This window comes from Gilliamella sp. ESL0405, from assembly GCF_019469205.1.
In the GTDB taxonomy this organism is placed as follows: domain Bacteria; phylum Pseudomonadota; class Gammaproteobacteria; order Enterobacterales; family Orbaceae; genus Gilliamella.
The window spans coordinates 1,034,342-1,057,998 of sequence record NZ_CP048265.1 but is presented as its reverse complement, the minus strand read 5'-3'; the positions used below and the strand labels follow the sequence as shown (position 1 = coordinate 1,057,998).

Genomic DNA, 23,657 nt, shown 5'->3' with positions numbered 1-23,657 from the left:
CAGCAAGATAAAATGATTGGATTTATTGTTCGGCAACAAAATAAATTAATGGCAATTGTATTAATCTTGCTAACACTCGTTGCAATTCGCTTATTTCCTCATCCTCCTCTATCCGAATCTCTCTCTTTTTCTAAACGTTTTTACGATGATAACAATCAATTAATCAGAATGACTTTAGCCGACGATGACCGGTATCGGCTTTGGACACCGCTTGAAGAGATATCGCCAGATATTATTAACGGCTTATTACTGCATGAAGACCAATGGTTTTATTATCATACCGGCTTTAATCCATTTAGCTTAAGCCGAGCATTTTGGCAAACGTTCGTGAGCGGCGGGAATCGACAAGGCGCATCAACCATTACCATGCAACTGGCTCGCATGCACTGGCGATTAAATACCAAAACGATAGGCGGAAAACTCACCCAAATTGCCAGAGCTATCCAGCTAGAATTAATGTATTCCAAACATGATATTTTAGAAGCTTATCTCAACTATGCACCGTTTGGACGAAATATTGAAAGTATCGGGGCGGCATCATTAATCTATTTCAATAAACCGCCTTCAGAAGTCAATCTACCGGAAGCCTTAACATTAGTTGTATTACCGCAATCACCAACCTATCGAACTGATCGCAAAACCGGCATAGCTGGCCCGGCACTGATTAAAGCAAGAAACATGCTTTTTCAACGTTGGCAAGAAAAATACCCGGTTGATAGTAATATCGCTGCACTTTTCGATCAAAAATTGGTTTTACGCCAACCAGAAAAACTACCATTTGTCGCACCTCACTTTGTTAATCAAATCATGCAAGACCATGTCAGTAATGATCTGGAAGTCCACACCACATTAGATAGCCAATTACAAAAAATTATCACCACACAGGTTGAAGCATTTATTGAACGAAACAGCATAAAAGGCATCAATAATGCAGCTGTTATATTAGTTGATACCCAATCAATGGAAATTAAAGCGCTGATCGGGTCTGCTGACTATTTTAATCAAGCCATTGAAGGGCAAGTTAACGGAACGAATGCCAAACGGTCACCCGGTTCAACGCTAAAACCATTTATCTACGCACTTGGTATCGATCAAGGTTTATTGCATCCTCAAACAATCCTTAAAGATGTCGCAACCAATTTTGGTGCCTATACTCCGGAAAACTTCGACCGTAACTTTCGAGGCCCAATTTCTGCAACTGATGCTTTAATTCACAGCCGCAATATCCCCGCTGTGGCTATTGCGCAAAAATTAAAAAAACCCTCTTTTTATGAATTTTTAGTTAATACGCATATACAAAATTTAGCTGATGAAGCGCATTATGGCTTAGCTTTGGTGTTGGGTGGTGGCGAGATAACTGCTCAAGAGTTAGTGAGCTTATATGCAATGTTGGACAACGGTGGTAACTGGCAACCATTAAAATTTATTAAACACGATAATCAAGTGGAGCCAGAACGACAGTTAAGTGAAGAAGCCGCATTTATGACGCTTGATATGCTGAAAAAAAATACTCGCCCACAAGATATACTGAGCAAAATGCAAAAGAAAATGATTCCGGTTGCGTGGAAGACCGGCACCTCGTGGGGATTCCGTGATGCTTGGACTGCCGGCAATTTTGGTCATTATGCCATGGTAGTATGGTTAGGCAATTTTAATAATCAAGGTAACAATGCCTTTGTTGGAATTGATGCAGCAACCCCACTATTTTTTAATATTGTTGACAGCATCAATGCCTATTATCCTAATATACGCAAAGAAAAGCACCGTATACCGCCAAATTTGAAGCGTGTCGATATTTGTTTAACCAGTGGTAACTTAATGACCCAATGGTGTAAAGCAAAAGGTAAAACATGGTTTATTCCAGGCGTATCACCGATTAAACCCGATACCATTTTCAGACCAGTAAGGGTTGATAATCAAACTGGCAAAGCGGTCTGCCCGCCTTATGATATGGAAAATTCGCATATTGAAGTTTTTGAATTTTGGCCTTCAGATTTAGCCGCTATTTTTGCAAAAGCCGGATTACCGAAAAAAACGCCACCGACAACCCAACATTGCCAGACGGTGCAAAGTCTAAATGGCGAACCCCCTAAAATAACTTCACCGCTTAAAAATGTCGTTTATCAGTTTAGACAAAGTAAGCAAAAAAGTGAGCGAATCAGTTTCACAGCCAATAGTGACGGCGATGTTAAAACACTCTATTGGTTTGTTAATGATACCTTCATTGGGCAATCTGAGCCGCACACATCACTAAGCTGGATACCAACCCAAAGTGGATCGTTTAAAGTACTTGTACTTGACGACCTGGGAAGAAGTGATTCAAGAACAATTAAAGTAGAACTATTAAATTAAACCTATTTTGCCACGCTTCTTTGCTTTGTCTCATTTTTGCGACACAAAATCACTCGATATCATAATGAGTTATCTATTTTTATCGGTTTCATTACCGATAAGAGTTGATTAAAATTTGATTCCTCACCGTAAAAATCTAAAAAATAATACTTTAACTATATCATTTATTTAAATATTTTTATAATTATAACACTTGCTATTACCCGTGATTTGGTTAGAATTCTTGCAATTTATTGCATAGGTAAAGCGTAACAAACCATGACAAATCACAATTTAGTTATCCTTAACAATAAACTTTTAAGCACCTTTTATATCCTCCTTTTTGGGGGATTTTTTTTGTCTTTTTTTCATCTTATCAGTAACACTTGTTTAAGTCATTTCATCGTAGAGGCACATTATGACAGATAATAAAAAAATGTTATTAACCAGTCGAGATCAAAGTTTAAAAGCATTTTTAATGAACAAAATTAAGCAAAATGGTGGTTGGGTTAATGCTCATATGCATGCTGACCGAGCTTTTACGATTAACGTTGATAGCTTTGATGTGTATCAAAAACAATCATTAATTGAAAAATGGGATACCTTAGATAAAGTTAAAGCCGCCATGAGTGAAGATGATTACTACCGTCATTTTAGCATGGCAGTTGAACGAATGATTGAACAAGGTGTAAGTGCCATGGGATCGTTTGTTGACATCGATCCTATCGCTCAAGAAAGAGCAATTAAAGGCGCATTACGAGCCCGTGAAACCTATAAAAATGACATCACCATAAAGTTAGTGAACCAAACACTCAAAGGCGTGATTGATAAAGAAGCTCGCTATTGGTTTGATAAAGGCGCTGATTTAGTCGATATTATTGGTGGATTACCTCGCCGAGATGAACGTGACCATGGTGAAGGTATGGGACTTGTTCATCTTGATGTGCTCATGCAAACAGGTAAATCACTGGGCAAAATGGTACATGTTCATGTTGACCAATTTAACTCATCCGATGAGATTGAAACAGAGCAACTGACCGATAAAACGCTTGAACACGGTATGCATGGAAGAGTTGTTGCCATTCACAGTATCTCAATCACTGCGCATAGCTTAGCCTATCGGCAAAAACTCTATAAAAAAATGAAAGAAGCAAAAATGATGGTTATTGCTTGCCCGTTTGCCTGGATTGATAGCCCACGCCGTGAAGAACAAGGACCAACTCGCAACTCATTAACGCCGGTTGACGAGCTGGCAGCGGCAGGCATTCCGGTTGCTATTGGCACAGATAACGTTAGTGATTATATGCTTCCTTTTTCAACCGGAAATATGTGGGAAGAACTCAAACTATTGGTGACTGGCTGCCGTTATACTGATTTAGATAACGTAGTGAATGTGGCAACCAAAAATGGGCGAATGGTATTAGGGCTTTAATCGTTTTTAAAATACTCAATAACAAGCGCTCTGCTTGATATGATCGTCGAGCCTTGTCGAGCTTGCAAAACTTTTAGAGCTAGCTTATAGAGCATGTAGTAGATTTAGGGTGTGTAGTGCATGTAGAGCGTGTAGAGCATATAGAGCTTGTATAAAGCTTATAGAGTTTGTAAAGCATGTAGAGCTTGTAGAGCTTGTAAAAAGCATTAAGGCGTTATTCACTGTTTAATAAAAATAGTGGCAATTGTCTTAATGCTTTAACACAAAAATGTGCTATCCCCAATAACACAGCGTTTATTGGGAATAGAAGATAGATTTATTTACGTGTAGGCTTTTTGCTGGTTGCTTGACGTGGTGATTTAGCTAAACGGTCAACTCTTGCTCGTTTTGGTCTGACGATTCGCTTATCTGATGAAGCGTTAGTTTTGGTAAAACTTTTCACTTCGGCCGGCAAACCGACCAGATCACGCAAATAGTTAACCGAATCAATACCGAGTTCTATCCAAGTGCCTCGTGAAAGTCCTTTAGGTAATGTAATATTACCATAGCGAATACGAAGCAAACGGCTAACTTGTACCTCAATGGCTTCCCACATTCTACGAACTTCTCGATTACGACCTTCGGTTATAACAACATTAAACCACTGATTTAAACCGTCGCCACCTTGTGCTTTAATCGATTTAAATGCCGCCGGACCGTCTTCCAGTTGTACACCTTTACGCAATTGATTGAGCTGTTGATCGGTCACATTACCAAAAACTCTTACCGCATATTCACGCTCGATCTCATGCCTTGGATGCATAAGTCGGTTGGCAAGTTCGCCGTCGGTGGTAAACAGTAATAAACCAGAGGTATTAATATCAAGCCTGCCAATATTAACCCAACGTGCATTTTTTAAACGAGGCAAATGTTCAAATACCGTTGCCCGACCTTGTGGATCATTTCGGGAACAGATTTCCCCTTCAGGCTTATAGTAGGCTAAAACCCGACAGACCTCTTTTTCTTTACTTCTCAGTTGAATTAAGTGACCATTGATTCGAATCTTAGGGTTAGTATTGACATCAACACGGTCACCTAAAGTGGCTATTTTACCGTCAACACTGATTTTACCTGCACTAATCATGGCTTCAATCTCACGACGAGAGCCATTGCCTAAATTGGCTAACACTTTTTGTAATTTTTCAGAATTCAATTTTTTCATTTTGCCTCGCTACCTTCACAGGTATCTTTATTTAATGATGATTTATTTTACCTTAGGTAAAAAACTAATATCGACATAATAACGTTTTGGATTTGCTTCATCAATATAGACAGTTATTGTCTCTTTATCAATGAAAGGACTAGGATCAAACCAAATATTTTCGCTTTCAAAAAGATAGACATGATTTGATGTTATACTGTCTTGCCATTGACAGTAAATGATATACGGCGAGCGACCTCGAACAGATAATGCGGTATTTTGTTCAACCGAATTTATCTTCGCTTCAATTTGTCGACCACTTGTCAGCATCTGACGTTTTAATTTATTTTTCTTAAATTGATAATAAAAATAACTAATACTAATTAAAAATAGTAGGATGCCAATGATTCCAAAAATCATTTCGCCAAGCCACATTGAGAAAAAAGTATTAATTTTTGCATGATTCGAATTTAACGGATCATATAAAATTTCAATCTCATCGCCTTTCTCATAGGCGGGAGGATTACTACCAACATTTGATTTCACCTTTCTAACTTGTTCTTGATTATCAACAAATTGAAAGATAGGAAAATAAGAAACTGATCGGTTGCCGTCAGAATCTTTTGAATACGACTCTTCAAAGTCAACAATGGTGCCTGTAGCACTGACTGAAGAATTAATAAAATCTATCTGTTTTATCGATTGACGCGCTACCAATATTAATATTCCAATACTGAGTATAAAAATAAATGCCATGACTTTTTTCATTTTGTTTTCCTATATTAATTTATAATTTTATTTATATAAAAGGTGCGGTATCACCGCTACCTTGTCGAACTATATCAGGATAATCATGAGTAAGATCAATCACTGTGGTGGGTTGTTCGCTAATATAACCACCATGAACAATGGCATCAAGTTGATGACCAATTTTATCTTCAATCTCGTCCGGATCGGATTGTGCTTCTTCATCATTAGGTAAAATTAAGGTGGTAGTCATTAAGGGCTGACCTAATAATTCGAGAAGCGCTAAATCTATTTTATTATCAGGAATGCGTAAGCCAATGGTTTTACGCTTTTCGTTCATTAAGCGGCGTGGCACTTCTTTACTTGCCGGTAAAATAAACACATATTTACCCGGTGTATTATTCTTCAATAACCGAAATGTTGTATTATCGACAAAGGCATAAGAAGAAAGCTCAGAGAGATCACGACACATTAAGGTAAAGTTGTGATGCTTATCAAGGTTGCGAATCTGACAAATACGATCAACGCCATATTTATTATCGAGTAAACAACCAAGCGAATATCCCGAATCGGTAGGAAAGGCAATCACACCGCCGTCGTTTAATATTTTGACAACTTGATCTAACAGACGTGTTTGTGGATTATCAGGGTGAATATAAAAAGTTTGGCTCATAATGTTCTTCTATGTTGATAAATTTAACATCGGATTTTAGTGCTCAAGATTAAAGCGACATTATCGCTTTAACACGTAACTAAAATCGGCTTCATTTCTACTTGATACTAAATTTCCCAATTATGCCATATCGGGGTAATACTATCGGGTAATGGCGTTGTTTTCCCCAAATCAAGATAATTAACCAAATCATGAAAATCGGAGCCTTGTGACGCCAGTAATTCAAACTCATTGGCTAATTTAGCTAAACGTTGTAAATCATCTTGCGTTTGTCGGCTTTGCGAAACTTCAAGCGCATCACCGCCACAATCTTTAAAATCTTGAATTAATAATTTTAATTTGGTTAACGTTAAATCGTAACGAGTCGGGTGCGCTAACACGGCTTGCCCACCTGCGGTATGAATCGCTTCGACGGCATGAGCAATACTACACCACTGCGCAGGCACATAGGCATAACCACCTTTACCCAAATAGCGTTTGAATGCACGTTTAATATCTTTAACGTGACCATTTGCCACTAAAAAGCGGGCAAAATGTGCTCGTGATACAATATCCCCTTTAGCAAATTGTTGCGCTTGTTGGTAAGCGTTTTCAATACTAACTTTAGCCAACTTCTCGCTAATTGCATGCGCTCGGCTAATCCGCCCTTGCTCTTGTGATGATAGTAACGCTAATAACTGTGGATTATCGATATCAACATTTAGACCCACAATATGGATTTCGTTATGTTTCCATGCGGTTGATATTTCAACACCACAAACTAATTTGACCGGTAAATGTTCATTTTCAATCGTCACTCTTGCCTCGGGCAAGCCTTTGACCGTATCATGATCGGTAATGGCTAAAAGATCGATCTTGTTTTCAGCCGCTCTTTTGACAAGCTCACTCGGTGTTAAAATACCGTCTGATGCGGTAGTATGAGAATGTAAATCGACGATCACACTTTTTTCTCGAAAATAATTTTTAAACGTGTAATATACCACACAATTTGCGTGACCACTAAAAGGTAAATTATGAAAGATCAAATTCTTCTTGCTCAACAAAATACTCTGGAAATTATTGAAAACCTATTACAAGACGGTAGCGATCCTCATGCGCTTTATATTATTGAACACCATATCTCATCACAACATTTTGATAAACTTGAAAAAGTTGCAGTTGAAGCATACAAACTAGGCTATGAAGCAACCGACCCGGATGAAGATATTGATGATGCAGGCAATGCGATTATTGGCTTTGATATTGTTGCCGAATGCCCACTAGATGCTAAATTAATTAATGCGCAGATTGAACAAATTGTTACTTTGGCAAATCAATTTGGCGTACATTATGACGGGTGGGGAACTTATTTTGAAGACGGCAGTGATGAGATATTTGATGACATATTTGAAGAAGAAACACTGCACTAATTCCTATCGGCAGTTATCAGCCCCTTTGATTAAATCAAAACAACTCAACTAATTTTATTTAATCCAAACAAATTCTTATCCGTTTGATTAACGGATAAGAATTGAGTATTTAATGGATTATTTCACTTGTTCTACCCGACTTGTTCTTTTTTGATTTGGCGAAACACTGCGAACAACAATTGTCTCTCCCTTATTAATTGCCACCGGCGTAGTGTAACGGTGCCAGGTTTTGCCGTCATCGTTAGAGTATTGAATATGCAAACCCGGGAAAACAATGTTAGCAGTTAGCTGGCCATTTTCAATTTTTGCACCGGGTAGTGGTAAGCGATAATCAATTGCAGCAAGATCGAGTTTAGATAACGCTTTTTGCCCAACTACATTAGCAAAACGAGTCCAGTCATCAAGTAACTTTTGTTGGTCTACATAGTGCGTTTTTCCTTGTTCATATTCACGATCTTTTTGATAATCCGTTTCCCAATCGGCTTTATGCCAAGCTCGTTCCGCTACTGCTAACAGTCTAGGGTACATCATGTATTCCATTTGCGCATCCGTGCGAACAATTTCACTCCATAACTGTGCTGACAAGCCATAACTGCCTGTCCAATTCAAAGTACCTTTGGCGCTAAATACGTTACCGTCACGATCGGTTGAGGTTTCGGCGTTTTGCGGTAAATTATTTGGCGCAAAGCTAAACATTTTGCGTTCATCATTAAAACGGGTACCCCAATAATAGCCACTCTCTTGCGGATTGACTTCATACGGGAAATCAAGATAAACATAATCCGGATTTGAGATAATCATCTGATAGCCTTTGTTTGTCCATTCACTGGCTGAATCATATCCCCCCCAATAGAGCGCATCCCAAAAGTTGACTGTTACTTTATCGACAGCAAACGCTTTAGCATTATCGGCATGTTTTACGCCGTCTTGCCATGCCTGCATGTGATTGATGCCATGGTCTTTAATAATCTTACTGGCTTGAATTGCAAAATAGCTAGGTAGATACTCAATATCTTTAATCACCCCTTGTTTAACCAGTGTTTGACAAGCTTGCGATTTTGCCCAAGGATGATCTTCAACGCTTTGATCAACTAACCCTTTACCCTCAACTTTGGTCGCAGCATGGAGGTCTTGATAGCCATTACCTAAGCGAATGTTTTTCGCCTCATCGCCACCAAAATGCCAAACGGTGAGTGGTTGCCCGGCTTCGTTATGCATTTTTGCAATTTCAGTAATCACTTTATCGACAAAACGTTTAGATGAATCTAAGCAAGGATTTAGATAACTTTTTCGATCGTAAAATTGTACTGTTGTCGTATTTGAATCATCGGTAGGATCAACTAAACGAAACTCATTAGCTTCTGCTTGTTTACCTTCTGCCATTAGGCGTTGATAACGTGCTTCCATAGACATAATTGCCGCTCTGGCATGTGCCGGCATATCAATTTCGGGGATGACATCAATAAAGCGATCTTTAGCATATTTGACAATTTCAATATAATCACTGCGACTAAAGTATCCACTACCTAAATTATCACTATCAGGCCCCGATCCTAATTGTGGTAATAAACATTTTGTTTCACTCAGATCGTGACAACGCTTACTACCAACATCGGTCAATTCCGGAAGTCCCGGGATCTCAATTCGCCAACCTTCATCGTCACTAAGGTGAAAATGGAATTTATTTAATTTATAACTCGCCATTTGATCGAGTAACCTTAGCACCGCTTGCTTTGTTTTAAAGTTACGTCCGGTGTCTAACATAATGCCCCGATAATCAAAACGTGGAGAATCTTCGATTTTTACCATAGCAATGGTTGGCTTTTCGGTGACCGGAATCAACGATAAGATCGATTCTACGGCGTAAAAAATTCCTCGCTCATCAAAGGCAGTAATGGTCGCTTGCTTATCGTCAATATTGAGTTGATAAGCACCCGATACCCCATTTTTAAATTTGCTCGCATCAATATTTGCAACAATCTTATAACCTTTATCGGTTAATGCGATGCCTAAGTTATCAAACTGCTGATTTAAAACTGATAAGCTGGCGTCATTAAGTCCTTTTAATTGAAGATGAATGCCATTTTTATCCAGCGTGATATCTTTTTCAGCAAGGGTAAGATGCAAAGGCGTTGGAATAATTTGCCCACGCAATGCTTTTTCATCAAGCTGTTTAATATCGGCATTACGCTCAAACCGAGTGACTGGCGTCATTAAAATATTGTGATCATCAGGCGTGCGCTTCCACTGCTCACCAATCGGTGACACAAAATCCGCCAAGTTTTCAGTGTTAGTATTACCGATAACTTTTGGCGTGGCATCGGTTGATGTCACATACCAACGAGGGATGACATCTGACTGGCTTAATTGCCAATACTCGCCAATGATAGGAATATCAATGCTACTTTTAGCCGGAAAACCAGTAAATTTTTCGGTTGGTTCGATTTTGTGAAGATCGCCGGTTAGATGCGTAATTTTAAACTGCTCATTATCAACCGCAAGAATCATACGAATGCTACTGAAATAGATTGCCCAGTCTTTATCTTTAATTTCCGAACCGGTATTGGTTAAAGAGATGTTGGCTTTAAAACACGATGCCCAATCGGCACCTAAAGCCGCACAATCCACACCATGTTGCCCAACAAAATTATCAACAACTTTAAAATTAACATCAAGTTGTGAGCTAATTGCATCGACAATTTGTTCCGATGCCAATGCCGATTGTGAAGCACCTAAGCTTAATAACGATGTTATCGACATTGCTAATATGGCTGTTTTAAACTTTTTCATAATATTTACCTATTTTTGTTTAGCATTGAAAATGGTGAATGGAACAGTAACAATGAATTTAATATCTCGCTCATCCTGGAAGATATTGCCATAGCCACCTCCCCAGCTAGGTATACTATTTGAGTGATTATTATACTTAGTGTAATGCAATTGCATTGACACATCTTTTGCTAAGCCATTTTGTACGGTGTAACCTAAATCGAAGTTATAAGCCGACTCAATTAAGCGTCGTTTTTGGTTTTTTTCGGTCGAATTGGGTTTAGCATCCCAACCATAGGCATAAGATGCCCCGGTTTTCCAACCGGCTAAATAAGATGACAGATCACCTAAATCGTAAGTCACTTCAGCAAATAGGGCTTTTTCCCCATTCGCATTGAAGTCAGATCGTGAATTCCACCACACATCTAAACGACCGTTTGAAGAAGCATAATCCGGCGTCATACGTTGTAAAAAGAAGCCTTGTTTACCTTCAGCCTTAACCGCTACCCCTTCAAGGCGTAAACCAACAGGTCCGACTTGATAACCTAATGTTGCCGCTTGTAACCATGCTAAGCCGTCGTAAACATTATCACCTTTATGAGACTGGTCTTTTGCTCCATAAAATTGATAGCTCATGGTTAACGGATTATCCAGCACATCGGTTTTATAAGACACTTTACCAAAATATTGATTCATATAATTTTTGGCTTGACCAAAGGCGGTTTCTAACACTAAATCATTTTTAAAGTCGTATTTCAAACCGGCAGAATGTAGATAATCAATCTTCTTGCCTTTGCCCCATTGTTTAAATTCATAAAGACGTTTATACCATGGTGCTTTATATCTATCTGACCACATATAAGACATCGATAAGGCGCCGGCTTGATCAAAATCGAGAGTAGTACCTAATTCAAAACCGCGGTAAGTACCGGGTAATAAACTCCAGTGAGGGGCTAATAATGTTTGACCGGACGGCTGAATAAAACCGGCTTTTAGCCAAAAGTGTTCATCTTGTTTAAAATTGACTTGCGCTTTATAAAAGCTCACCCCACTGACATCTTTTTTCCAATCCTCATCCCAGCGAGTACGTGCACCACTAAAACCAATTTCATTTGGATGACCATTACCACCATTGCTTACTTCCCAAGCGCCATATCCGCCCAGCTCAATGGCAAACATATCGGCAATATATCCTGAGCGAAAATCTAAATTAGCATTAAAGGTAGATTGACGAATATTGCTTTCATATTTATGTTTAATAACATCTTTTCGTTCTCGATCTCGATTCCAGAAAAAGATATTACCCGAAAGCGAAGAATCATCAATAAATGAACTGTTGTCAGCAGCTTGCGCAGGCACAACACTGGTTAAGAGAGAAATGGATAAAATCAGCTTGGTTATACGATTTAATGAACGGCGTGTTAACAAAGGTTTAGGTAAATTCATATCGGCTTCCTTAAGATGACTTTATTTCATGTATAATTGAGCAAATTGTAACGATTTATCTCAATTAGTAAAAAATCATTTTATTTAAAAAAATTAATTAAATAGTCCTATTTCATCGCACCTTTTAACAATTATGTATCACCAAGTTCTTATCAAAATTTTAAATAATTGCCTATAAAATGCTATTTAATAATGCATAAACATATTTTAGTTAGCAAATTAAATGTTCTTAAATCGTGATCTTCATCACCAAAATAGCCATTTTTTTTGCTATTTACTCGATTAATATCTTAACTTTTTTCGGAATAAAAAATAAGAAATCCGTGTTTTTATTTAAAGAATAGCTCTTTTTTTGATATTTTCAGGTTTTAAATCGCGTGGAGGATAAAATCGACTAACAGTTAGCAAAAGTAGAAGAGGTACTGACTGAAATTGAGCAAAAAGGCACAAAAAAAAGAGAAACGGATAAGGTTTCTCTTAAAATATTGAAGATTATAGAAAGTTAAACGTAAAATATAAACTTTTTAATTGATACCAACAAAGGCAATAAAGACGATTAATTTTCAGTATCAATCTCATCAAAACTTTTGACCAGCTCATCAATTGCTTTCATCTGAATTAAGAAAGATTCAAGCTTATCCAACGGTAGTGCCGACGGACCGTCACATTTTGCATGAGCAGGATCAGGGTGCGACTCTAAAAACAATCCGGCAATACCAACGGCCATACCAGCACGTGCCAGTTCGGTGACTTGTCCTCGGCGTCCACCGGATGCGGCGCCCATTGGGTCACGGCATTGTAAAGCATGGGTTACATCAAAGATAACCGGTGAACCGTGACTGACTTTTTTCATCACGTTAAAACCTAGCATATCCACAACCAGATTATCATAACCGAAGCAACTACCACGATCGCAAAGAATAACTTGATCGTTGCCGGCTTCTTCAAATTTTTCAACAATATTACCCATTTGTCCCGGGCTAACAAATTGCGGTTTTTTAACATTAATCACTGCGCCGGTTTTCGCCATGGCAACCACGAGATCGGTTTGGCGGGCTAAAAAAGCGGGTAGCTGAATAACATCAACTACATCGGCAACGGGCTGGCACTGCTGCTCGGTATGCACATCAGTAATAATTCTCACCCCAAACTGCTGTTTGAGTTCCTGAAAAATTTTCATTCCCTCTTCTAAACCCGGTCCACGATAGGAGTGGACAGATGAGCGATTGGCTTTATCAAAAGAAGCTTTGAAAATATACGGGATATCGAGTTTTTCAGTCACAGTGACATAGTGCTCACAAACTTTCATGGCTAAATCACGTGATTCTAAAACATTCATGCCACCAAATAGCACAAAGGGTAAATCATTGGCAACGGTAATATCACCGACTTTGACTTTTTTTTGCTTCATCATAAAAATATTTCCTGTTTAAGGTTTAAACCAGCGACCGAGCGTGACTCTGTCATTGCCACTATAGTCGGTGAAGGTTTCGACTAATTGAAATCCGTGTTGTTTAAAGATTGTTTGCACTGCAAGGCCTTGTTTCCAGCCATGCTCTATCAGCAACCAGCCATATTGATTTAAATGTTTAGTTGCCCCATGAACAATCACTTTAATATCCGCCAGCCCGTCATCTTCTGAAACTAATGCACTTCTAGGCTCATAGCGCACGTCCCCTTGTGATAAATGAATATCGGTCGGTTCGATATACGGCGGGTTACTGATAATCATCGAAAATTTGCGATTCTTTATCGGTTTATACCAATCACCGTGTAAAAAATAGACGTTGTTAACACCTATCTGACTGGCATTTTTTTGCGCTAAAAGCAGTGCATCTTTATTCTTTTCAATCGCAGTAAACAGGCAGTCCGGGCGTTCAGTTGCCATCGCAATAGCAATGGCTCCGGTGCCAGTGCCAAGATCTAACACTTCGCAAGGCACTTTAGGCAAATAGTCTAAACTAAGCTCAACTAATTTTTCGGTATCTGGTCGGGGTATTAAGGTCGAATTTGACACATTAAATTTTAAAGACCAGAACTCTTTTTCACCGGTAATATAAGCGATTGGCTCACCAACTTGACGCCGTTTTAAGTAACCGTCTAAAGCGATAAGCTCCTCATCTGACAGCAAGGTTTCACTAAAGGCCATTAAAAATGTTCGGGTTTTGTGAGTCACAAAACTCAATAAAATCTCGGCATCCCGCTTTGGGCTGTCACTATCGGTTAACGATTGAGAAGCAGATTTAAGCCATTGTAAATAGGTCATTCATCCTGTTCCGATAAAGCAGCCAATTGATCAGCTTGATACTCTTGAACAATTGGATCGATTAACATTTCTAACTTACCTTCCATGACTTCATCTAAACGATAAATTGTTAGGTTTATACGATGATCGGTCACCCGACCTTGCGGATAGTTGTAAGTTCGAATGCGATCTGAGCGATCACCCGACCCTAATAAGTTACGTCGAGTTGAGGCTTCTTCTTGCTGGCGTTTACGAGTTTCAGCATCTTGAATACGCGCCGCTAACACTGACATCGCTTTGGCTTTGTTCTTATGCTGTGAGCGCTCATCTTGACACTCCACCACAATACCGGTTGGAATATGGGTAATACGTATCGCTGAATCGGTGGTATTAACATGCTGACCACCGGCACCGGATGAACGGTAGGTATCGATTTTTAAATCAGCCGGATTGATTTCTGGCATTTCAGCTTCCGGAATCTCCGGCAAAACCGCAACGGTACAAGCGGAGGTGTGAATACGCCCTTGTGATTCAGTTTCCGGCACACGTTGCACACGATGCCCGCCGGATTCAAATTTTAAATTACCATAAACACCGTCACCGCTGACAAGCATAATCACTTCTTTATAGCCACCATGTTCGCCTTCGCTAGCGCTCATAATTTCAACTCGCCAGTTACGTGATTCTGCATAACGGGTATACATACGGGCTAAATCGCCGGCAAAAATGGCCGCCTCATCGCCGCCGGTACCTGCTCTGACTTCAACAAAACAGTTGTAATCGTCATTCGGATCTTTTGGTAATAGCAGAACTTGCAACTCTTTTTCTTGTTGCTCAACTTGACCCAATGCTTCATCCAGCTCTTCTTGTGCCATTTCACTCATTTCAGGATCAGATAGCATCATTTTAGCCGTTTCAATATTTTCTTGTGTCTGTTTCCAGCTAGCAAAGCACTTCACCACGCCGGATAATTGAGCATACTCTTTTGAAAGGGTGCGAAAACGGTTTTGATCTGCAATAACAGCGGCATCTGACAATAACGCTTGAACTTCTTCATAACGCTCTTGTAGAGTCTCCAACTTACTGATAATGGATGATTTCATAAATATATCTATTTTTGGTGATGATTAATTAAATTTGCCCGGCATTATATACTTAATCGCCTATAAAATACAGTTTCTACTTCCTTGCAAATTATTCTCGCCCTTTCGCATTAACGGCTTAAAAGACCAGCAAAGTATATCGAGGATAGATCATTTCACTAAAAATGTTACACGTGTCACAGAAATGAATCTTTACAGTTTGCAAAAACCGCTACGACCTATAACATCAAAAAATGTAAACGATATCATTTCTTATTTAATTGTATCATTACCACTAATAATACGTATTTTATCAAGTAAAAATGTTATCGCATACATCACTTATGACAGATTGAATATTTTCGCTATTAGGGAGTGGGTTTTATGAAAAAAATAGTCATGATTAGCTTAATTGGTATAAGTTCAATGGCAAATGCCGCAATCGAGTGGGATACCCCACAAGGGCAACTAAAATTATATGGCGATGTTGAGATTAATGTTGATGCCGCCAGCAGTAAACAACAGCTAAGCTCGTTAAAAGAGACCGCCGATAAAAAGAATAAACCGTCTGATAAAGATCACTGGGATATCAATGGACGTATCTTAATCGGCTTAGACGGTTACCGTGAAATTAACGATAAAAACTTTGCCGGCTTTGTTGTTCAGCCACTTGCCGATCTGGGTGGCGATATGAATCTGGATGATGCGGCTTTCTATTTTGGGCAAAAAAATGAGTGGAATATCAAAATCGGTCGCTTTGAAGCTTATGATATGTTCCCGCTTGGGCAAGATACCTTTTTGGAGTATTCGGGTAATACCGCCAATGACTTATATGAAGACGGCTTTGGTTACATATACATGATGAAAGAGGGACGAGGACGCAGTAAAAATGGCGGCAGTATTGCGTTAAATAAACCGTTTCTCGATAACTTCAATTTTCAATTAAACACCTTAGTTAACAATGGCGAGAAGATGTTTAACAAATCAACGTATCATGGTTATCAGATCGATAAAAAGAAAAACGTTGTCTACTTGCGGCCGGTTTTATCGTGGAAAAATGACCATTTTTCAACGGCAATAGCCGCCGAAACCAATGTCGTTAAAAATGCTTATGGTTATCACGACAGTGACGGCAAGTTTCACGATCAGTCGAAACGAACAGGATATGGCGCAACCATTTCATGGAACAGTGAAGGTGATTGGGATGCCGCTAATAAAGGGCTTAAAATCAATACCAGCTTTGCTTTTATGAACGCCCAGGATGAAAAAGATATGACAATCGGTACCGATATCGTTTGGGAAAAACTGGGGCTTGGCTACTATTTTGCCAATAACGATATCAAAAAATTCAATCCGGAAAACCATATCAAAGACGGTCATATCAACAATAAAGGCAAATATAAGATCCACACCGTCAATGCCTCTTATTTGATTGATAATGTGTTAGACATGGACAACTTCAACCTGTATTTAGGGACTTACTGGTCAATATTAGACAGAAGTAAATCGCATGGTGACAACACCGATGACCGCTACGGGGCACGAGTCAGATTTAAATATTTCTTCTAACTAAGCTAAATCAAGCTTAAATAAAATAAGCCGATTTATGCAGACACAATGCAATAAATTGGCTTATTTTAATAACAGTTGCATAGTTTTCTGGCAAGCGTATAGTTAAAGCAGTCTGGTTAAATTAGACAATATTGACATCACTAGGCAACTTAAAGCGGGATGAAAATATGGATAGAACAATATGGAAACTGGAAAATACAATTAAATATTACGATTGGGGTAGTAAGGATGCGATAACCAAACTATTTGGCATCAAAAATCCTACCGATAAACCCATGGCCGAAGTCTGGATGGGAGATCACCCGTTGGGAAGCTCGATAGCTATCGACAAAGCGCATCAGCCTATCAAGCTCGATAAACTCATCGAAAACTCACCACTTGAGACACTGGGTGAAACAACGTTTAAAACCTTTGCCGGTCTGCCCTTCTTATTTAAAATTCTCTCGGCAAGCAAAGCACTATCGATTCAAGTGCATCCAACACAAGCCAGTGCCAAATTAGGGTTTGAAAAAGAGAACCAATTCGGTATCGCCCTCAATTCACCTAATCGCAACTACAAAGATGCCAATCATAAACCGGAGTTAATTTATGCCTTAACCCCGTTTAAAGCGATGCGTTCATTTCGACCGATTGCGCAAATAGTGGCGCTGTTTGAGCAACTCGCTCTGCCGTCTTTAAGTGAGCAAGTGGCTCAATTGAAAAACAGCCCCTGCCCCGAGCAGTTAAAATGTTTTTTCCAATTTTTGCTTACCCTTGCTGGCGATAACAAGCAAACCGTGATAAGCGAGTTACTGTCAAGCATAACACTATTGACTAAAGAGCCTTTTATCACCATAAAACAACTGGCGAAAGATTTTCCGGGTGATATCGGAATTATCATGCCATTATTGCTCAATATTATTGAACTCAAACCGGGACAAGCGATGTTTTTAGCAGCACAAACACCGCATGCTTACCTCAGTGGCACCGGGCTGGAGTTAATGGCGAATTCAGATAATGTTTTGAGGGCGGGATTAACTCATAAACATATTGATATTACCGAATTAATCAATAATACCAGTTTTGTCAGCGCTCAAGCCGATCAATTATTGATACAACCGGTAATCAATCAAAATAAGATTGATTACCCCGTTCCGGTTAAAGATTTTAAGTTTGAAATTATCCAAAGTGACAATCAAACACGAAAAGATCAAGTCAGCTCGCCACAAATCCTATTGTGTTTACACGGCGTAGTCAGCTTATCAACGGCATCTGACACTATCACGCTAGCAAAAGGTGAAAGTGCATTTATTGCCTATCAAGCTCAACAATATACTTATCAAGGAGAAGGCATCTTAGCCAAAGCGTTTAATTAATCTTATTAGTTATAAACCAATTAAATTGCTTATATGATGTGAAAGTTAAGCCCAAAGTAGTTTTTTGTGGTAAAAAACTAGCTTAACTTTCTAAAGGCTATTGTAGATTTAATTTACATAAATTAAGCTTTCGATTAATATGTCGTTATATAATTTATCCGACGCTATCATTATGAATCCTATTAATAAAACGCCACGTCATCTGATTATTCAACAAGATTTATTAAAAAAAATTCAGTCAGGTCAATATCCTCAAGGGCAATTAATTCCCAAAGAGTGTGAGCTAACCGATATTTATCAAGTCAGCCGCCCGACTGTCCGGCAAGCAATTCAACACTTAGTTAATGAAGGCTATTTAGAACGACGAAAACGACGAGGCACAATCGTTAAGCAACAGAAGATAAATCAAGAATTTACTCATATTATTGAAAGTTATGATTCTGAAATGAATCGCAAAGGCTTACAACCCAAAACACAAGTGCTAACCTTCAAAATAGATAAAGCCACTTGCGAAATCGCAACCAATTTGCAAATTGATGAAAACGATGAGGTTTATAAACTCGTCCGCCTGCGTTATGCCGAAAATAAACCAATTGTGCTCGTTACCACCTATTTACCGGTTGCACGGTTACCCAATTTTCTTGATCACGATTTCACCCAAGAAAAGCTTTATAGCGCATTGGAAAAGATGAACTACCCGATATTGCAAATTCGCCGTAAATTAGAGGTTATTAAAGCCGATGAAACCACCAGTGACTTGTTAGATATTGAAGAAGGCGATCCGATTTTTTATTTTCACTCAACCGCCTTCAGCCAAGAACGACTAGCAATTGAATATTCAATTTCCAAATATCGGGGCGATATTAACTCTTTTATTTTTGAATTAAATCATTAAACCACAACCAAAAAGCCGTACTGCTTTATTCGCTATCACACATTAGTCGAGTGAGTATATCAATGAAAACCAAATATCCTTGACCGATTGGTGATCAAGGATATTTTGCAATGGCTTACTTCATGCACTGTACATCAATCGTTTGTTGATGACTGTCAAGCAATGTTTGTTTGACAGCTTCAATAATGGCGATGCCGGAACTGGTCCCAATTCGCTCCGCCCCAGCCTCCAGCATTTTAATAAACGTATTGGCATCCCGAATTCCACCGGCAGCTTTTACTTTGACTGTATCCCCGGCATGCTGTTTCATCAGTTTCACATCTTCAACCGTTGCACCGGTTGGGGCAAAACCGGTTGAGGTTTTAATAAAATCCGGTTTTACTTTAACCGCAATCTGGCACAGGGCAATTTTTTCGGCATCGGTTAAGTAGCAATTTTCAAAAATCACTTTTGAAATAACTTGATGTTTGCGACAAATCGCTACAATTTGCGACATTTCATCTTCAATATAAGCTAAATTACCGATTTTCAATTGAGTAAGATTAATCACATAGTCAATTTCGGTAGCTCCATTATCAATGGCATTTTGGGTTTCAAAACATTTTGCTTCAATTGTCGTTTGCCCCAAAGGAAAAGCAATTGCCGCCCCGATACCGACATCACTGCCCTGCAACAAACTGGCACAAAGCTTTGACTGTACTTGATTAATTGCCACCATTTTAAAATGATAGTTTTTTGCTTCAAGGCAAAGTTTTTCCATCATTGTTGGTGTGGCATCGGCTTTTAAATTGGTGTGATCGATTAATCGGCTTAACTGCGCTAAAGAATATTTTTTCATGTTTTTTATGATCCTTCAATTCCAATATGTAAATACATATATTAGAAACAATCTTTCTTTTGTCAATCAATATTGCCACCAATTTGTGATAAACATCCCAAAATCAAACAAATAAAACATAATCTATTTGTTATGCCAAATTCAATATGTAAATATATATTTATACCGATCGTACAATCAATGGAGGAACGATAATGAAGATAGTAGTCACGTCACACGGAAATTTGTGCGAAGGGATTTTATCCAGCTACCAAATGATAGCGGGCGATAGCGCCTGTTTTATTGCGGTCAAACTCGATGAATCCGGCATTGGTGATTTTTCGGCAAGATTAACCCAAACCCTAGACCAATTATTAACGGAGCAAAATGGGGTTATCGTTTTAAGTGACATCGTAGGCGGTACGCCCTATAACGAAACGTTACGTTATGCATTAGCTCATCCGGATCGGGTGTTTCTTATTGCCGGTTTGAATTTACCGATGTTGATTCAGGCAGGGACAGCGTTAGAAGAGGCTGGCGATATTCAAGCGGCAGTTCAATCGATTGTCGAGGTAGCACAAAGTGCGGTAACACTTGCTAAAACGGCAATCGATAGTGATGACAGTTTAGATTTTTAATAGGTAATCAGATAGGAGTTTACAGCGATGACAATTACATTAACCCGAGTCGATGATCGTGTTATTCATGGTCAAATTATGACACGTTGGACTAAAGTGAGACCGGTCGACGGCATACTGGTTGTAGGTGACAATATTGCCGCCGATGAGTTACGCAAAAGGGTATTAAAAGCCGCTGCCGGTAATTTGAAAATTGGTATTTATACCGTCGCCCAAGGGGTTGATAAGATTCAGCAAGGCATGGAATCAACGAAAAATTTTTTTCTAATCAGCGATTCGCCGCAAACGTTTGAAAAACTCCTTAAAGCAGGTGCAAAACTCAATCCCACACTCAATATCGGCTGTATGAATACTCGAGCCGGCGCTAAGGTACTCGGTCGAACGGTTGCTATTGATCAAAATGACTACCAAGCTTTTGACTATCTGGAAAGCCACGGTATCACGCTCGAATTTCAACTGTTACCGGATGACGAACCGAAAAGCTGGTCGGTGATGAAAAAACGATATGACACCTTATGAGGCTCCATTTAAGAGGAAAACATCATGGAAACGATACTTTTTATTCCTGCCCTACTAACCGCCATTTTTTGCTACTTAGGCGCCATTGAATCCCCATGGCTTTTTGGGATGTCCGGTGGCTTTTATGTGGTAGGTAGACCACTGGTTGCCGGCTTACTTGTTGGCTTTGCCTTTGGGGATATTCAATCTGGGGTGGCGTGTGGCTTAGCGGTGCAGGCGGTGTTTATTGCTAATCTATCCACCGGCGGCGCCACCAACAGTGAAATTACCTACGCCGCTTATGGCGGTATTGGTTTAGCGTTAGCCACCACGAAAGAGCCGGCGGTTGCCGTCACATTATCGGTACTTATCGGACAGACTTTTGGTTTGATATTTTATAATACCCGCATGGCGCTTTATTCGTTTTGGAACAACAAAGCGCAACAAGCAGCACAAAACAATAATCCTCGAGGTATTGTGCTAAATCATCTTATCTATCCGCAAATTACCACCTTTTTGATTCGAGCCGTGCCGATATTTTTAGCTATTTTTTACGGTTCGGGTTTAGTTGACTGGTTATTAAGTCATGTACCGGAAGTTATCACCAAAATCATCTCAGTTTTAGGTGGCGTATTGCCGGCGCTGGGCATTGCGATGCTGATGAATATCGTCATTAAATCTAAAATTCAGTTAATTTTCTTCTTTGCCGGTTTTGTGTTACTGGCGTTTGCAGGCTTAAGCATGATCGCATTGGTGTTTATTTCCGCTTTGGTCGCTTACCTGTATTACATGGCAACTAACAAGCCAGCGGTTGCCAATAATAACCCAGCAAATGATACAAATTCAGACATATTTGAAGATGATGATCTGTTTTAATAGGAGTTGTACTAATGGATAAAGTCATTAACAATCAATCAAGATTGACAAAAAAAGAGTTACGCCAAATTTGGTACCGCTGGGGATTTACCCATTTATCCTCAATGAGTTATGAAAAGTTACAGGCGCATGCCTGGGCATTTTCTTATATTCCCTTTGCTGAAAAATATTACAAAGACGATCCGGAAGCGAAACGGCGGTTATATATTCGGCATTCAATGTTTTATAACACCGAACCGCAAACCGGGCAGATCATTAATGGTATTGTCGCTTCTATGGAAGAAGAGATAGCCTTAGGCAAAAATGTCCCCGAAGAGCTACCGATCAATATCAAAGCCACCCTTATGGGGCCATTAGCCGGTATCGGTGATTCGCTTATTCAAGGCATTATTGTGCCGATTCTATTATCGATTGCTATGGGTATGGCAGCAAATGGCAATCCGATTGGACCTCTATTTTATATTCTCGCTTATGGGATTTTAGGTCCGCTTATCTCTTATTTAAGTTTCTTTTATGGGTATAAGCTAGGCGTTAACGCGATCGATAATATTATCGGGGATAATGTTAAACGCATTACCGATGCCTTTAATATACTTGGCATTATGGTGGTAGGCGGGCTGGCCGCCGGTAATATTGTACTTAACTCTACGCTGGAAATCCCGATGGGTGAGTCGATGCGATCATTGCAAAGTGTGCTTGATGATATCTTCCCGAAAATATTACCGCTGTCAATGGTGCTTATTGCTTGGTGGTTGGTGTCGGCAAAACAGCTTAGCGCAACGAAAGTTATTCTTATTTTAACAGCGATTACCACTGTTGGGGTGGTGTTGGGGATTTTTTAAGTTCCTTGTAAATAATGGGGATATTTTGAAAATATCTTAAAATTTTTTTTATACTTAAATGTAGGTGTTTTCAGAAGGATCTTGACAAAAATTTGTGTTTTTTGCTTAAACACCTATGTTTTCTGAAACTTCTTGACAAGATTTTACTTTCGCTGAAAGTTTCGAGTTTTTGGTATGCAGGTTTCGGACGCTGTTAATTGATTGATATTTTCATTCCGGTGTCTGCGTCCGAATTAGGGGGATTTTTTGCGAAATCCCCCTAATAACCCCCTCGCAGCACCACTCAAAGCGGTCTTCGACTGACCTTACAACCTGCAATTGATTTAATTAGCTCAAACAACATGATACATTTTCCAACGCAAGAACAGTTAACCAACTATTTCACAATGAAATCAGGGAAAATGGCTGCAATTACAGGCTTTATTAACCATATGAAATTAGATTACAACCGAGAATTAGATATTGATCGAGAAATGATTCAGCAGATGAAAGCGAAGCAACTAAAAAAACGCTATTCTCAATGGTTAATTGAACTCTACAAAAAGCCAAACTTAACCGAAGATGAATAAATGGAACTTATTTGTGTAGTATTGTACAATTTGCATGACATCATGGTAAAAAGTCAAAACGAGATGATGTTGTACGAATTCATGGTATTACCTACTATCGTTGTGAAGATAAGAATTATCTCCAACCACAATATATTTATCATTGTTTAATCTCTAGTTTTTAATGTGGACGGACAATGAAGTTTGCAACTCTAGATCATGTAACTACATGATCTAAAGAATTTAGCACTCAATAAAGTATCATACAAGAATTTACTTCGAATATAGATTATAGAAATAAA

The 23,657-nt window shown here is 39.1% G+C and carries 21 protein-coding genes; 11 read left to right on the top strand and 10 right to left on the bottom strand.

Annotated elements, in window-relative coordinates:
• The first annotated feature begins 12 nt into the window (after window positions 1-12).
• Together pbpC and GYM74_RS04700 are read left to right on the top strand one after the other, a co-directional pair.
• Window positions 13-2,352, top strand: a complete 2,340-nt coding sequence (gene pbpC, locus GYM74_RS04705) for a penicillin-binding protein 1C (RefSeq protein ID WP_220219335.1) — start codon at window positions 13-15, stop codon at window positions 2,350-2,352.
• Between the two features lie 397 nt (window positions 2,353-2,749).
• On the top strand, window positions 2,750-3,763 hold the full coding sequence (locus GYM74_RS04700) for an amidohydrolase family protein (RefSeq protein ID WP_220219334.1): 1,014 nt from the start codon (window positions 2,750-2,752) through the stop codon (window positions 3,761-3,763).
• Between the two features lie 316 nt (window positions 3,764-4,079).
• Here the strand turns inward: GYM74_RS04700 and rluB are convergent, their stop codons facing one another.
• The 4 genes from rluB to GYM74_RS04680 form a co-directional block, all read right to left on the bottom strand.
• Window positions 4,080-4,964, bottom strand: a complete 885-nt coding sequence (rluB, locus tag GYM74_RS04695) for a 23S rRNA pseudouridine(2605) synthase RluB (RefSeq protein WP_220219333.1) — start codon at window positions 4,962-4,964, stop codon at window positions 4,080-4,082.
• Window positions 4,965-5,006: 42 nt separating this feature from the next.
• Window positions 5,007-5,711 carry a DUF3592 domain-containing protein gene (locus GYM74_RS04690; RefSeq protein WP_220219332.1) on the bottom strand — a complete coding sequence of 235 codons (705 nt, stop codon included), beginning with the start codon at window positions 5,709-5,711 and terminating at the stop codon, window positions 5,007-5,009.
• A 31-nt stretch (window positions 5,712-5,742) separates the two neighbouring features.
• Window positions 5,743-6,363, bottom strand: coding sequence for an L-threonylcarbamoyladenylate synthase (locus GYM74_RS04685; protein ID WP_220219331.1), 621 nt, complete (start codon window positions 6,361-6,363; stop codon window positions 5,743-5,745).
• A 107-nt stretch (window positions 6,364-6,470) separates the two neighbouring features.
• Window positions 6,471-7,304, bottom strand: coding sequence for a PHP domain-containing protein (locus GYM74_RS04680; protein ID WP_220219330.1), 834 nt, complete (start codon window positions 7,302-7,304; stop codon window positions 6,471-6,473).
• Window positions 7,305-7,376: 72 nt separating this feature from the next.
• On the opposite strand from GYM74_RS04680, the gene rraB reads away from it, so the two are divergent.
• Entirely contained in the window at window positions 7,377-7,772 is a 396-nt protein-coding gene (rraB, locus tag GYM74_RS04675) for a ribonuclease E inhibitor RraB (RefSeq protein WP_220219329.1), read from the top strand.
• Window positions 7,773-7,889: 117 nt separating this feature from the next.
• Here rraB and GYM74_RS04670 read toward each other — a convergent pair whose 3' ends face one another.
• From GYM74_RS04670 to prfA, 5 genes are all read right to left on the bottom strand, one after another.
• Window positions 7,890-10,562, bottom strand: coding sequence for a beta-N-acetylhexosaminidase (locus GYM74_RS04670; protein ID WP_220219328.1), 2,673 nt, complete (start codon window positions 10,560-10,562; stop codon window positions 7,890-7,892).
• Window positions 10,563-10,571: 9 nt separating this feature from the next.
• Window positions 10,572-11,987, bottom strand: a complete 1,416-nt coding sequence (locus GYM74_RS04665) for an OprD family outer membrane porin (RefSeq protein WP_220219327.1) — start codon at window positions 11,985-11,987, stop codon at window positions 10,572-10,574.
• A 556-nt stretch (window positions 11,988-12,543) separates the two neighbouring features.
• Window positions 12,544-13,398, bottom strand: coding sequence for a 3-deoxy-8-phosphooctulonate synthase (gene kdsA / locus GYM74_RS04660; RefSeq protein WP_305054793.1), 855 nt, complete (start codon window positions 13,396-13,398; stop codon window positions 12,544-12,546).
• A gap of 18 nt (window positions 13,399-13,416) precedes the next feature.
• Complete coding sequence (gene prmC / locus GYM74_RS04655; RefSeq protein WP_220219325.1) at window positions 13,417-14,253, bottom strand: peptide chain release factor N(5)-glutamine methyltransferase; 837 nt, start codon at window positions 14,251-14,253, stop codon at window positions 13,417-13,419.
• Window positions 14,250-15,335 carry a peptide chain release factor 1 gene (gene prfA / locus GYM74_RS04650; protein ID WP_220219324.1) on the bottom strand — a complete coding sequence of 362 codons (1,086 nt, stop codon included), beginning with the start codon at window positions 15,333-15,335 and terminating at the stop codon, window positions 14,250-14,252. Before prfA ends, prmC begins: the two co-directional genes overlap by 4 nt.
• A gap of 363 nt (window positions 15,336-15,698) precedes the next feature.
• On the opposite strand from prfA, the gene GYM74_RS04645 reads away from it, so the two are divergent.
• The 3 genes from GYM74_RS04645 to GYM74_RS04635 all read left to right on the top strand — a co-directional run bounded on the left by GYM74_RS04645 (window position 15,699) and on the right by GYM74_RS04635 (window position 19,136).
• A complete protein-coding gene (locus GYM74_RS04645) occupies window positions 15,699-16,883 on the top strand; it encodes a carbohydrate porin (protein ID WP_220219323.1) in 1,185 nt (394 codons plus the stop codon).
• Between the two features lie 170 nt (window positions 16,884-17,053).
• Window positions 17,054-18,241: a mannose-6-phosphate isomerase, class I gene (gene manA / locus GYM74_RS04640; RefSeq protein ID WP_220219322.1), complete on the top strand. Its 1,188-nt coding sequence runs from the start codon at window positions 17,054-17,056 to the stop codon at window positions 18,239-18,241.
• Window positions 18,242-18,380: 139 nt separating this feature from the next.
• Complete coding sequence (locus GYM74_RS04635) at window positions 18,381-19,136, top strand: GntR family transcriptional regulator (RefSeq protein WP_220219321.1); 756 nt, start codon at window positions 18,381-18,383, stop codon at window positions 19,134-19,136.
• A gap of 115 nt (window positions 19,137-19,251) precedes the next feature.
• Here GYM74_RS04635 and deoC read toward each other — a convergent pair whose 3' ends face one another.
• Window positions 19,252-19,974, bottom strand: a complete 723-nt coding sequence (gene deoC, locus GYM74_RS04630) for a deoxyribose-phosphate aldolase (protein WP_220219320.1) — start codon at window positions 19,972-19,974, stop codon at window positions 19,252-19,254.
• Between the two features lie 194 nt (window positions 19,975-20,168).
• On the opposite strand from deoC, the gene GYM74_RS04625 reads away from it, so the two are divergent.
• From GYM74_RS04625 to GYM74_RS04605, 5 genes are all read left to right on the top strand, one after another.
• Complete coding sequence (locus GYM74_RS04625; RefSeq protein ID WP_220219319.1) at window positions 20,169-20,591, top strand: PTS sugar transporter subunit IIA; 423 nt, start codon at window positions 20,169-20,171, stop codon at window positions 20,589-20,591.
• A gap of 27 nt (window positions 20,592-20,618) precedes the next feature.
• Window positions 20,619-21,110 (top strand): PTS sugar transporter subunit IIB, encoded by a 492-nt coding sequence (locus tag GYM74_RS04620; RefSeq protein WP_220219318.1) that lies wholly within the window; start codon window positions 20,619-20,621, stop codon window positions 21,108-21,110.
• Window positions 21,111-21,134: 24 nt separating this feature from the next.
• The gene (locus GYM74_RS04615; protein ID WP_220219317.1) at window positions 21,135-21,965 is read left to right on the top strand and encodes a PTS sugar transporter subunit IIC; all 831 of its coding nucleotides are present in this window, start codon (window positions 21,135-21,137) and stop codon (window positions 21,963-21,965) included.
• Between the two features lie 14 nt (window positions 21,966-21,979).
• The gene (locus GYM74_RS04610) at window positions 21,980-22,807 is read left to right on the top strand and encodes a PTS system mannose/fructose/sorbose family transporter subunit IID (RefSeq protein WP_220219316.1); all 828 of its coding nucleotides are present in this window, start codon (window positions 21,980-21,982) and stop codon (window positions 22,805-22,807) included.
• Between the two features lie 341 nt (window positions 22,808-23,148).
• A complete protein-coding gene (locus GYM74_RS04605) occupies window positions 23,149-23,376 on the top strand; it encodes a hypothetical protein (protein ID WP_220219315.1) in 228 nt (75 codons plus the stop codon).
• The last annotated feature ends 281 nt before the right edge of the window (window positions 23,377-23,657 follow it).